Genomic DNA, 11,613 nt, shown 5'->3' with positions numbered 1-11,613 from the left:
GGTGTCGGGGCTGAACCCGGGCACGAGTTGGACCGTCACGCTGAGCCCGAGCGCCAATGAGACCGTGTTCAGCCTGACACCCAACGGCGGCCTCAGCGTTGACAGCCATGGCGTGCTGGCCGTGCAGCTGGGCCAGACCGCCTCAGCGAGCGCCGCCCGCGCCAAAGTGAACTAGGCCTCGACCACAAAGAGGTCCAGCAGGTGGYTGCGGACCTCTTCGACAAGGCTTTCGAACCCGGCGCCGCGTTGCATTAGCGCGAAGGCATGAAGCGCGCCGGGGCTTGGCAGCTGGGTCAGGTCGCGCGGCGCGACCAGTCGCTCGTCGAGCATGGCGCTCGGCAGCAGCCCGATGCCGTGTCCGCCAACGATGCCAGCCTGCAAGGCCGTGGCACTGTTGGCCACGTAGCGCAGCTCCCATGGTTCCTTCGCCTGGTCCAGCGCCTTGACTGCGGCGTTGCGAAGCGGGTGCGACCCCATGGGGGCTACCAGTGGGATCACGGCGTGCGGTGCGATTCTGAAGCGTGGCGAAGCCACCCACGACAGCGGCACCCGGCACAGATCGACTGCACCGGCAACGCTGCCTGTCCCCACGCCAATCACCACATCCAACTGGCCGCCCGCAAACGCCCGCAGAAGCTCCTCGGTGCTGGCCTGGGTCACGCTCATCGAGCCGGCAGCCAGGCTGGCCTTGCCAAAATGGGCCAGCACGCCGACCTCCCGCGACAGCACATGCTCGTCGAGCCCCAGCCGCAAGCCCGGGCCCAGCCCGAGCGCCGATCGGAAGTCGCGGAAGATCCTGTCATTGCGGTTGATGGTTTCGACCGCGTACTCGTGCAGGATCCGCCCGTGCTCCGTTAGCTTGACCCCGCGTGCAGAGCGCCTCAGCAGTTGCTGGCCGAGCATGTCTTCCAGGCGCTTGAGCTGTTGGCTCACGGCCGATTGGGAGCGTCTGCTCACAGACGCGACCAACGTGAAGCTGCGCAATTCGACCAGCGACACGAACGTGCGCAGCATCTCGATCTCGATGTTGACGTTTTCGCTCATGCGCTTGCGGGCTGCGGCCGTTCCCGGGCGAGAGGTTTGCGGCCGCAACCTGGACGACAGGTCCCCTGCAAATTCACTTGGCGAGCAAGGTGGGTTTGACGCGGTGCTTGGTGGCCTGCTCGTAGTCATAGGCCAGCGCCAGCAGACTCGCCTCGTCCCACGCGCGCCCGACAAACAGCAGGCTGAACGGTGCCTTGTTCGCATACTGCCCAGCCGGCACGGTGACGCCGGGCAGGCCGGCGACGTCCAGTGCCGAGATTGAGGTCTCCGCGATCACCTTGTCGCTGAAAAGCGCAGGCAGTGATTCCAAGGCTTGTGGAACGACCATGGCGTCCAGTTGCTGGGCGGCCATCACGGCGTTGAAGACCTGCAGATACCGGGCGCGCAGCGCGAAGAAGGGCTCCAGCGGCGGTGCCTGGTCGGGTTGCGCCAGGGAAGCCTTCAGCGTCGGTAGCGCGTCGACGTACCAAGATAGGGTTCCGCCCGCATCGAAGGGCGAGGCATGGACCTGGTTCTTCAGCGCTGCCAGTGAGGGCACACCGAGCCCCTTGAGGTAGTTGTTGAGGTCATACGCTGCTGATTCGGTGCCCCGGTAGTCGTAGGGTTCACCAGCCAGCGCCAGTTCGGCAAAGCCGCTGCGTTCGAACGGGTCGGTGACGACGGTGGCGCCGCGTGCCATGAGCTCCTGGATCGCTTTGCGGTACAGGGCTTCGGTTTCAGGCGACAGGTTGGCCGTGTTCCATCCCGGCCCGTACAGTCCGATGCGTTTGCCCTTCAGCGCTTGGACGTTCAGCAAGCTTGTGTAGCCCTGAGCCGGAATATGGCCATCCGAAGCACTGGTCTTGGGATCACGGGCCGAGTAACCGGCCAGCGCGTCAAGGACCAGCGCGGCGTCGCGCACGCTCTGCGCAATCGGGCCCACCACGTCGCGCGTGCTGCCGGCCAGCGGCACGACGCCCGCAGTCGGTACAAGTGCGAAGGTTGGCTTGATGCCCACCAGACTCTGTGCCGCTGACGGATTCTGGATCGAGCCTCCCGTCTCCTCGGCCAGGCCGGCGGTGGCAAAACCTGCAGCTACCGCCGTGGCAGTGCCGCTGCTGCTGGCTCCGGGTGCAAGGTTGCGGTCGATGGCGTTGTAGGTCGGGCCTGCCCAGCTCGTGTTGGCGCGCGTGCCGTCGTCGCTGAAGGCAGGAATGTTGGTCTTGCCGATGATGATCGCTCCAGCATCGACGAGCCGTTGCACCACCACCGCGTGGTCGATCGGGAAGAAGTCCATGCCGCCCTTGCGCTTGCTCATCGCAGCCCACCCGGCGGTGGAGGGCATGCCTCGCACGTCCATCGACTCCTTGACCACCACGGGCACGCCCGCCAACGGGCCGAGGACTTCGCCACGAGCGCGCCGCTGATCGATAGCTCGTGCCTGCACGAGAGCGTCACTGGACAGCGTCGTGAAGGCGTTGTACGAAGGGTCATACGCCTCGATGCGACGCAAATAGGCGCGAGTCACTTCCTCTGACRTGAATCGCCCGGTGATGTAGCCGGCCCTGATCTCGTCGATGGAAAGCGCGGCGACGTCGATATCAGTGGAGGCAGGGCTGCTGCACTTGGGGTCGCCATTGCACAGGTCGACATTGGGAATGCCGGGACTGCCGCCACAAGCTGCGAGGCCCATGGAAATGATGGCGCCTAGAAGTGACTTCTTGAACATGGGAAACCTCCGCGGCGTGAGCGGCCGCAATTGAAGATGGGATGACACCGGCGCCGAGGCTCGAAGGGTCTTCGTCTTGCCGTCGGTACTTACGGGCATCTGCGGTACAGCCGCAGTGATGCCACTATGGTTTCGGCTGGTGATATGCGCGTTGCGCGCAATGGCCGCGAGATTTCAGATGAAACGCACGCGATGGGTCAGGATGACGTTGTGTCTCTATCCGATTCCGCCCTCAGCACGGTCAGTTTGGTGCTTCGCGTTTCAACGGCAACAAGCAACCGATGGTTCGAAACATTGGATCGGTACGCACAAGGCGAAATCTCACCTGAGCGCCGCATTCATGGCGCTGTAAAAGGTGATGCGATTGAACAAGACGAATCGAGATTCAGCCAGTCATCGCAACGCATTCCGAGCGCTGATGCTCGGTGCTTCGCTGCTGGCGATGGCGCGCTCCTCAGAGCTCGCCAAGGGGGCGGAGATCGTGCCCCGAAACCGCCTCGACCGACTGGAAGCTGAGCAGCAGCTCCCAGCGGGTGGTCAGGAGAGCGACGTGAACACGGGTGCGCGGTCATGAATGCCGAGCGAACGCCACTTCACGCCCGCCCGGTGTGTGTGCACTGCCAGATGCTCGCGTTTGCAACCGCTCTAGCGGCCGCCGTTGGCAGCGCGACTGTGCTGACGCTGGCACCGCCATCCGCAATTGACGGAACACCAATGTTGATGGCCAACTGCGCGTCAACCGTTGGTGTGACATGTCCAGAACGCTGCACGCCAACCTCGCGTTCTTAGTTTTGGACCATGCAAATTCGCTTGCTCAGCATCTCAGTCGCGCCTCTTTCCAAATCCCGGATTGAGTTTTTTGCGACTCGCTCCTCCTGGGATACGCAAGGTGCCAAGGACCACAGGGGTTGGCCAAATTTGAACCGTCGAACGCTGAACAGATGCCTAGTGCAACACGACCGGCAACCGACAAAGGCTCAACGCCAGCGCGCTGGACCTTTTTTCATTTGGCGGTCGGCACGACGACATTGGCTTTCAGATCCTTCATCGTCTTGAAGAGCGTCCGCCCGTTGCGCTGAGCCTGGTCTTCCTTGTTGTTGTTCATGACCACATGGACATCGAGACCCGGCCGGTCCAGCAGCTGAATCTGGTAACTAAGGCCCTCCAGCTCTGCATCGTCGTAGTCGTAGTTGAACCGCCCGCCGGAGTGCCCCGAGYGGTCGTTCCATGCCGCGGCATTGCGACCGTGCATGCGTACCAAGGCGTAGTCGTCGCGCGTCGTCTCCCAGATGGCGGGGACGGTGTTGCTAAGGCCCGTCGGCTCGTCGACGATGGTGTGCACCACACCCAGCTCCCGCTGGAACGCGATAGTCTCGGCCGCATGCGGGCCCTCGAACCATTTGTCGCTGCGGAACTCGACGCTCACCGTGTGGCCGGCCATGCGCTCCACACAATGGGAAGTCGCGCAGCGATTGCTGCCGATCAGCGCTTCGCAGGCCGCGAATTCGGGGCTTTCGGCGGCGTCCAGCCGCATCGCAGACGCACTCAAGCCTTGCTCTGCTCCTTCGCCGCTTGATCAAACGCCTCGTGCTCCAACGTGGGCATGCAAGCCCGCCTCAGGACTGAGCGCAAAAGATGGGCTTTGCGGCTGCACTGCCTGACTGCTCAAGGAACCCCTCGGCTGGAGTCGACCGAAACGCAGACTCAACGCGCACCGGAATTCTGCGAACGCGTCAGGTTGCACTCTCAGACAAAAAGCTGTGTCTTGCGGGGCAACCCGCCGAAAGCGCCAAACCTACATTGGCTGCATTGGTCGATAGACCAGACCTGATGGACCTGCCTACCCGTCCGTCCGCCCTCGAATCGTCAAYGGGTTCCAGTCATATGAGCGTCAGCAGCCTTGCCTACTCCACCGCAACAGCTTCAATGGCGGGTGGCGACGGCTACCTTCTGCAAAGTGAAAGCACTCTTGCCCAAGCCGTTGCCTACGCGATTGAGCGCAGCGCTGCCTTGGGTGCCAGTGAAGCAATCGCGATGGTCAGCGAACAGGGCGGAATCACCCTCACCGTCGCCGGTGGCAAGGTCGAGACGGCGGTGCGCGAAGGCAATCAAAGCCTGCGCATCACCGTCTATGCCGACGGCCGCACAGGCGTTGCATCGACAGAATCGCTCAGCCGCAGCGCCATCGACCGGGTGGTTGAACAGGCCACCGCCATGGCACGCCAACTTGAGCCCGATCCGGAAGCGGGCCTGGCCGACCGCGAAGCCTTGGCATGGACAACGCCGGACGTTCCTCTCTTTGCGCCCTCCGGTCAAAGCGCTGAGGATCTGACGGAGGCCGCCATGGCCATCGAGGCAGCCGCGATCTCGGTCGCCACGCGTGATGGCGTTCGGGTATCGGAGGCGGGTGCGGCCAGCCAGGACATGCGCTTCGCGCTGGCGACCAGCCATGGGTTTTGCCGGACGGGCAGCGGCTCGGTCCAGCGCCGCTGGTGCCAAACCATCGCCCAGCGGGGCGACGACATGCGCCAAGGCAGTTGGTCCTCGGTTGACCGGCGTCTTGAGGGTTTGCTGCCCAGTGCCGAAGTCGGCCGCATCGCCGCCGAAAAGGCGCTCGGCGTGCTGGGCGCCGACGGGCTGACCACCCGCCGTGTGCCCGTGCTGGTCGATGCGCCGGTTGCATCCAGCCTGGTGCTCGACATGTGCGGTCAGCTGAGCGGCGCTTCACAGTTTCGGCGCCTGACCTTCCTGCCCGACGCCATGGGGCAGCAGCTGGCCGCCTCGCACCTGACGCTGGAAGAAGATCCCTTCGAGCCTTATGGGCTGGCCAGCAGCACATTCGACAGCGAAGGCGTGCCTGGCAAGCGCCGTGCAATCGTGCGCAATGGCGTGGTCGAGGGCCTGTTCCTGGACACGCGCATGGCCCGCAAGCTGGGGCGGGCATCAACCGGCAACGCCGGCGGGATGCGCAACCTCACCCTGACCAGCACCACCACCGAACCGGGCGACAACCTGGCGGGCATGCTGCGCAAGCTGCGCACCGGCCTGTGGCTGACCCGTTTCATGGGCGGCAGCAGCAATCCGGCCACCGGCGTCTATTCGCGGGCGGCGGCAGGCTTCTGGGTTGAGAACGGTCAGGTCGTGCGACCCGTCCACGGCTTTACGGTGGCCGGCAATCTGCAAGACATGCTCAAGGCCATCGTCTCGGTGGGCACCGACGTTCACCGCGAGGGCTCGATCCGGGTCGGCTCGATCCTGCTGCTCGATATGCAGATCGCCGGACGCTGATCGACCCCCATTTGCTGAAAGAACCGATTCCCATGTCTTTGACCGCTTCCAATCGCCTGACGTTGGCTCAGGACAGGCTGCTTGTCGCCAATGACCTCGACACCAACGCGCTTCAGAATGGCCTGTCCGGCCTGTGGGCGCGGGGCGCCGAATACGGCGATCTCTATTTCGAATTGACCACGCGCGATTCCTGGTCGCTGGAACGCAGCAAGGTGGCGCGTGCCGCCTTCTCCATTTCGCAAGGCGTGGGCGCACGTGCCGTGACCGGCGACAACACCGCCTTTGCCTATTCCAGCGACATCAGCAACAAATCCATCACCGCCATCACCGCCGCAGCCCGCGCCATGCAGGCTCATGGCCAGGATGCCGCAGCGACCGGGCGGGGCGTGGAGATTGCCGGGGTGACCTGCGATTCGGGCGCCTACTCCACCATCGAGGCGGCAGGCGGCATGGACAGCGTCGAGAAGGTGGCGCTGCTGCAAAGGCTTGACCAGATGACCCGCGCCGTTGATCGCCGCATCACCGAAGTCTCGGCCCAGTTGTCGGTTGAAGACTCGACCATTCTGGTCGCGGCCACCGACGGCACGCTGGCCGGCGACATCCGGCCGCTGGTGCGGCTGGACATCTCGGTCATCGCCGAAAACAACGCCAAGCGCTCATCGGGCTCCGCCGGCGGCGGCGGGCGTTTTGCGCTGAGCGAGATGACCGAGGACCGGCTGGAACAGATGGTGCGCAAGGCCACGTCGATTGCGCTCGCCAATCTGGAGGCCAGGCCTTCACCGGCGGGTGAGATGACCGTGGTGTTGGGCTCAGGCTTCCCCGGCGTGCTTCTGCACGAAGCGATCGGCCACGGGCTGGAAGGCGATTTCCATCGCAAGCGTGAATCGGTGTTCAACGGCATGGTTGGCGAGCTCATCGCCGCACCAGGGGTCAACGTCTTTGATGACGCAACGCTGCCCAATGCCCGCGGTTCGCTCAATGTGGACGATGAGGGCGTGAATGGCCAGCGCACGATGCTGATCCAGGATGGCCGGCTGGTCGGCCTGATGCAGGACAAGACGAGCGCGCGAATCATGCGCGACACCGCGACCGGCAATGGCCGCCGACAGTCCTATTCGGATCTGCCCATGACCCGAATGACCAACACCTTCCTGGAGAACGGACCGTACGACCCGCAAGAGATCATCGCGTCGGTCCGCCATGGCATCTATGCGGTCGAATTCAGCGGCGGCACCGTCGACATCACCTCAGGCCAGTTCAATTTCTCGGCCGAGAAAGCCTTTCTGATCGAGAACGGCAAGGTGACCGCACCCATCGAAGGGGCCACCCTGATTGGCGTTGGCAACCAGACGCTCAAAGCCATCTCGATGATCGGCAATGACCTGGCCCTCGATGCCGGCGTCGCCGTGTGCGGCAAGAACGGCCAGATGGTGCCAGTCGGCGTGGGCCAGCCGACCATTCGGATCGACAGCGTCGTTGTCGGCGGAGCGGGGGGCTGAATCATGGGAGCGAAGAAAGAAACACCGGCGCAGCGCCACAGCAAAATCTTGATCATCGGCTCGGGGCCGGCGGGCTACACGGCGGCGATCTACGCCTCGCGCAGTGCCCTTGAGCCGGTGCTGATCGAAGGCTTGCAACCGGGAGGGCAGCTGACCATCACGACCGATGTAGAGAACTGGCCCGGCGACACCAGCGTGCAAGGTCCCGAACTGATGTCCCGAATGGGCGAGCAGGCGCGGCACCTGGGCACCGACATCATCAATGACTTCATCGTCGAGGTTGATCTGTCCAAGCGCCCCTTCGCGGCCGTGGGCGATGGCGGCGCGCGCTATAGCGCCGACAGCCTGGTGATCGCTACCGGCGCCAATGCGCGCTGGCTGGGACTGGACAGTGAACACCTCTATCGCGGCAAGGGCGTTTCGGCCTGCGCGACATGCGATGGCTATTTCTTCCGCAAGCGCGTGGTGGCCGTGGTGGGCGGCGGCAACACCGCTGTCGAGGACGCGCTGCACATGGCCAACTTTGCCAGCGAGGTGTACCTGATCCACCGCCGCGACAGCCTGCGTGCCGACAAGACCAACCAGGCCCGCCTGTTGGCCAACGAGAAGATCAAGCCGATCTGGAACGCTGAAGTGGCCGAAGTGCTGGGCGACGGCAAGAAGGTCACAGGCCTGCGCCTGAACCACCGCCTGACCGGCGAGACCTCGACCCTCGCGCTGGACGGCCTCTTCGTGGCCATCGGCCACGATCCCGCCACTAGCCTGTTCAAGGGTCAGCTGGCCATGGACGAGGACGGCTATGTTCTGGTGGCACCGGGTTCGACCGCCACCAGCGTCGCGGGCGTGTTTGCCGCCGGCGATGTGCAGGACAAGCACTTCCGCCAGGCTGTGGTGTCCGCCGGCATGGGCTGCATGGCGGCCCTGGAAGCCGAACGCTTTCTCATCGACGCCAAGGCCGGCGCAAGCCGGCCTCAATGACTCCCTGGGCGCCGCCCGCTTTTGGCGGGTGGCGCCTCCGCACAAAGGATCAACAAATGTCTCTTCTTAAAGTCACCACCGTCGACCGCTTCGAGGACGATGTGCTCAGCTCGTCGATTCCGGTTCTGGTCGATTTCCATGCCGCCTGGTGCGGCCCGTGCAAAGCCTCGGTACCCGCTCTGGAAGATGCCGCGCGCGAGTTCGAGGGCGAGATCGCCTTCGTCAAGGTCGACATCGACCAAGAGCCCAAGCTTGCCGAGGCCTACGGCGTGCAGAGCGTGCCGACATTCATTCTGATCAAGGACCGCGAGCCGGTGGAGCGATTCATCGGCCAGGTCTCTCGCGGCAAGCTGGCATCGGTTCTCGAGCCCCATGCCGGAGGCAGCCAGTGACCGCCTATCGCGCCTTTGGCAATGAAGCCACCAAGCAGGCCCTGAGGGCCGACATCCGGGCCAAGGGGCCGGTGTACGCCGCCTGGCTGACCCAGGCATCGATGGAGGGTGATCTGACGCCGATCTCGCAGGACTATGGCCTGCACCCGGCTCTGGCCCGCCTGTTGCCCGCGCTGGGCGCCTTTGGCGAGGGCGATGAAGCCCCTGCGTTCTATGACGCCCTGCTGGAAGCCATTCCGGTCGGCGCCGAGACGGCCAACATCGCGCGCCGCGCGGTGCTGCTGGCCTGGACGGACCCGATCTATGGTCGCGCACAGCGCGTCGAGGCAGGCCCCRTTCGCGAGGCCTGCGAAGCGGTCATCGCCCTTGTGCGTCAATCCATGGCCACATCGGTCGACAAGCAGACCTGGCGCGCGGCCCGCGCAAGGCTGGCACATGCGCAGCGGGAAGCACCAGCGCCCGACAAGGTGATTGATCTGGTGCTGTCGCTGGCCTGGGATCTTGAACAGGCGCCCGGCGCGGTTCAGGATGCGATGGTGGCCTGGACGGCGCAGCTGTCCGCCGAGGCAGATGCCGCAGACGAGGACCCGTTCACCGACGCCGAGGCCGCGTTCTTCAAGTCCACCATGGACCGCATCACTGAAGAAGTCATCGCCACCCTGAGCAATGAGAGTGACGGCGACGACTTCAACTACGAAGCCTTCCTGGAAGAAGCGAACAGGCGCTGGGCCGCTGATCTAGTCGCACAGCCGCTCAAGCTGCGATCCCTCGCAAGGCAGGCTCGCATCAAAGCCAGGCTTGCAGAATGGCGATCCATCGTGCAGAAGAAAGTGGTTGATGACGCCACGACGCTGGTCGTGTAATCCAGCTGTGTACAGCTAAAGGAGACGGTCTGGCGATCAGCTGGACCGATCACGGAACGCATGTCAGTAGCGCCTTCGCTCATTGCCGCCGTCTTCAACGACAGCTTTCGCGGCTCCCGCGAGGGTGAAGGTTGGCGTGTCAGCAGCGTTTCGCGTGACATCGCCACCGTACGCCACATCGCCACCGGCGCCTTCGCCTGTTCAATCGAGGGCGGCGCGGCCGCGGACGGCCGGGGCTTCTGCACCCACATCATCTTTCTGCGTTCCGGCAAACTGACGGTAGACCAGCATGGGCATCGGCGCAGGCTGCTGGCGGGCGACATCTTTGTGGCTTGCGCCTGGCAGCCTATGGCCCTGGCCGGGTCTGGCAAGGTGGACATGCTCGTCATCACCTTGCCGGGCTGGTGGTCGATGCAGCGCTTCATGGACAAGCTTCAGCTTCTGCCTGACCTCTACGTCAGCAACGAGTACTTTGCCGCTCCGATCATCGCCGACCTGGCGCAGCTGATCCTTGATCTCAACGACGGTGACGCGCTGGCCATCCCCCAGGCCCTGACGATGCTGGCAGACCTCCTGCGCACGGCACTGGCCGCTGGCGCCAAGGCGGAAGCCATCATGCCGCGGGCACGCGGGCGCATGGGGGAAGTCCTGTGGTTCATCGCCCAGAATCTGGATCAGCGCGGTCTGTCGGCCCAGGATGCTGCGGCGACCCTGAAATGCTCGGTGCGTACGATCTACAACACCTGCGCGGCCCACGGCACCAGTTTCAGCGCCTTGGTCACTGAAACCAGACTGGTCGCTGCGCAGTACCAGCTCATCCGGTCCAATGACCGCATTTCCCAGATCGCCTATGCCGTGGGCTTCTCCAGCCTGTCCCACTTCTCCCGGCTATTCCGGGCGCGGTTCGGCGTCACGGCCAAAACGATGGGCGCGGGCAACCGTGCCGAAATCATCGCGAACCAACGGGCCTGAGCAGGTCACGAGCAGAACGTGAAAGGCGCCGGCGCCGCCATATGGAAGATGGCAGACGCCGGCGCCGCTGCGGGTGGTCAGAAGTGCTTGCGCAGCGATAGCGTGTAGCGACGCAGACGCGGATCGAAATAGGACGTCGCGCCCACGCTGTAGGCAATGGCGCTGCTGATCGTCGGACCCTGGTTGTTGAACACGTTGTTCACGCCAAAGGTGATGTCAGTTCCGCGCAGAGCACCGCTCGCAGCGAAGAAGTCATAGCTCACATAAAGGTCGTGATAGACATGGCTCGGCACCTTGCTTGCGCCCTGCCACGTCTCCCACTGGCTGCAGGAGAAGGCTGACAGGGTGGACTGGCAGGCCCGGTAGTTGTCGTAGTACTGGGCGTTCCAGCCCGCGCTCCAGGCGTTCTTGCTCCAGTCGACCCCGACGTTGCCGCGCCACTTCAGCGGGCCATCGGAGAACCCGGACCGTTCCACCGCCGGAGCTCCCGCCTGCACACTGCGGCTCAGTTCCATCGTGTGGGTGGCGGCGGCATAGAAGCGCAAATGCCCCAGCGCCTCGCTCGTCGTGGCGTACTCGGCCTGGATGTCGAGCGCCCGAAGGCGACTGCGTGCCAGATTGAACAATGTCGAGTCGATCTGAGTGATGGGGCCAGGCTGACCGTCCGACCCCGGCCCGCGGACCACGCGCCCAGGGAAAGCAGCTTCGTGGTCGACAAAGTAGCTCAGTGGCAGCTTGCTGACCTCATTGGTCTTGCGGATATCGGTGTAGTCCAGCGAAATACGCAGACCCGGCACGATGCGCGGCGTCAAGATCATGCCCAGCGAGGTGCTCTTCGATTTTTCAGGCATGAGCGAAGCGCTGCCGCC

The 11,613-nt window shown here is 64.2% G+C and carries 11 protein-coding genes; 7 read left to right on the top strand and 4 right to left on the bottom strand.

The genetic code is table 11. The annotated features are described in order from the left end of the window. Positions 1 to 171: 171 nt before the first annotated feature. Both AC1DU6_RS09990 and AC1DU6_RS09985 read right to left on the bottom strand, forming a co-directional pair. Entirely contained in the window at positions 172 to 1,044 is an 873-nt protein-coding gene (locus AC1DU6_RS09990) for a LysR family transcriptional regulator (RefSeq protein ID WP_477856976.1), read from the bottom strand. A gap of 73 nt (positions 1,045 to 1,117) precedes the next feature. Beyond that, positions 1,118 to 2,782: an amidase gene (locus AC1DU6_RS09985; RefSeq protein ID WP_477856974.1), complete on the bottom strand. Its 1,665-nt coding sequence runs from the start codon at positions 2,780 to 2,782 to the stop codon at positions 1,118 to 1,120. A gap of 334 nt (positions 2,783 to 3,116) precedes the next feature. On the opposite strand from AC1DU6_RS09985, the gene AC1DU6_RS09980 reads away from it, so the two are divergent. Continuing rightward, complete coding sequence (locus tag AC1DU6_RS09980; protein WP_457324134.1) at positions 3,117 to 3,326, top strand: hypothetical protein; 210 nt, start codon at positions 3,117 to 3,119, stop codon at positions 3,324 to 3,326. Positions 3,327 to 3,755: 429 nt separating this feature from the next. Here AC1DU6_RS09980 and AC1DU6_RS09975 read toward each other — a convergent pair whose 3' ends face one another. Continuing rightward, positions 3,756 to 4,286 carry a DUF72 domain-containing protein gene (locus tag AC1DU6_RS09975; protein ID WP_477856972.1) on the bottom strand — a complete coding sequence of 177 codons (531 nt, stop codon included), beginning with the start codon at positions 4,284 to 4,286 and terminating at the stop codon, positions 3,756 to 3,758. 296 nt (positions 4,287 to 4,582) lie between these two features. Between AC1DU6_RS09975 and AC1DU6_RS09970 the strand changes: the two genes are divergently transcribed. The 6 genes from AC1DU6_RS09970 to AC1DU6_RS09945 are packed head-to-tail and all read left to right on the top strand — an operon-like array spanning position 4,583 to position 10,744. After that, entirely contained in the window at positions 4,583 to 6,040 is a 1,458-nt protein-coding gene (locus tag AC1DU6_RS09970) for a TldD/PmbA family protein (protein ID WP_477856971.1), read from the top strand. A 32-nt stretch (positions 6,041 to 6,072) separates the two neighbouring features. Beyond that, entirely contained in the window at positions 6,073 to 7,539 is a 1,467-nt protein-coding gene (gene tldD, locus AC1DU6_RS09965; protein WP_457323829.1) for a metalloprotease TldD, read from the top strand. Between the two features lie 3 nt (positions 7,540 to 7,542). Beyond that, positions 7,543 to 8,517 (top strand): thioredoxin-disulfide reductase, encoded by a 975-nt coding sequence (trxB, locus tag AC1DU6_RS09960; protein WP_457323828.1) that lies wholly within the window; start codon positions 7,543 to 7,545, stop codon positions 8,515 to 8,517. Further along, positions 8,514 to 8,909 (top strand): thioredoxin, encoded by a 396-nt coding sequence (gene trxA, locus AC1DU6_RS09955; protein ID WP_477856969.1) that lies wholly within the window; start codon positions 8,514 to 8,516, stop codon positions 8,907 to 8,909. The genes trxB and trxA overlap by 4 nt, the downstream gene beginning before the upstream one ends. Continuing rightward, positions 8,906 to 9,772 (top strand): hypothetical protein, encoded by an 867-nt coding sequence (locus AC1DU6_RS09950; protein WP_477856968.1) that lies wholly within the window; start codon positions 8,906 to 8,908, stop codon positions 9,770 to 9,772. The genes trxA and AC1DU6_RS09950 overlap by 4 nt, the downstream gene beginning before the upstream one ends. 60 nt (positions 9,773 to 9,832) lie before the next feature. Continuing rightward, complete coding sequence (locus tag AC1DU6_RS09945; protein WP_457323825.1) at positions 9,833 to 10,744, top strand: helix-turn-helix transcriptional regulator; 912 nt, start codon at positions 9,833 to 9,835, stop codon at positions 10,742 to 10,744. A 77-nt stretch (positions 10,745 to 10,821) separates the two neighbouring features. On the opposite strand, the gene AC1DU6_RS09940 is transcribed toward AC1DU6_RS09945, so the two are convergent. After that, positions 10,822 to 11,613, bottom strand: a 792-nt coding sequence (locus AC1DU6_RS09940; RefSeq protein ID WP_477856966.1) for a hypothetical protein, incomplete at its 5' end; no start/stop codon positions are given.

It is taken from the genome of Roseateles sp. P5_B10 (assembly GCF_056400485.1).
This window is presented reverse-complemented; position numbering and strand designations above follow the sequence as displayed.

Coding starts and splice junctions, on each gene's coding strand:
- tldD (WP_457323829.1), top strand. CDS start 6,073: ATGTCTTTGACCGCTTCCAATCGCCTGACGTTGGCTCAGGACAGGCTG.
- trxB (WP_457323828.1), top strand. CDS start 7,543: ATGGGAGCGAAGAAAGAAACACCGGCGCAGCGCCACAGCAAAATCTTG.
- trxA (WP_477856969.1), top strand. CDS start 8,514: ATGACTCCCTGGGCGCCGCCCGCTTTTGGCGGGTGGCGCCTCCGCACA.
- AC1DU6_RS09945 (WP_457323825.1), top strand. CDS start 9,833: ATGTCAGTAGCGCCTTCGCTCATTGCCGCCGTCTTCAACGACAGCTTT.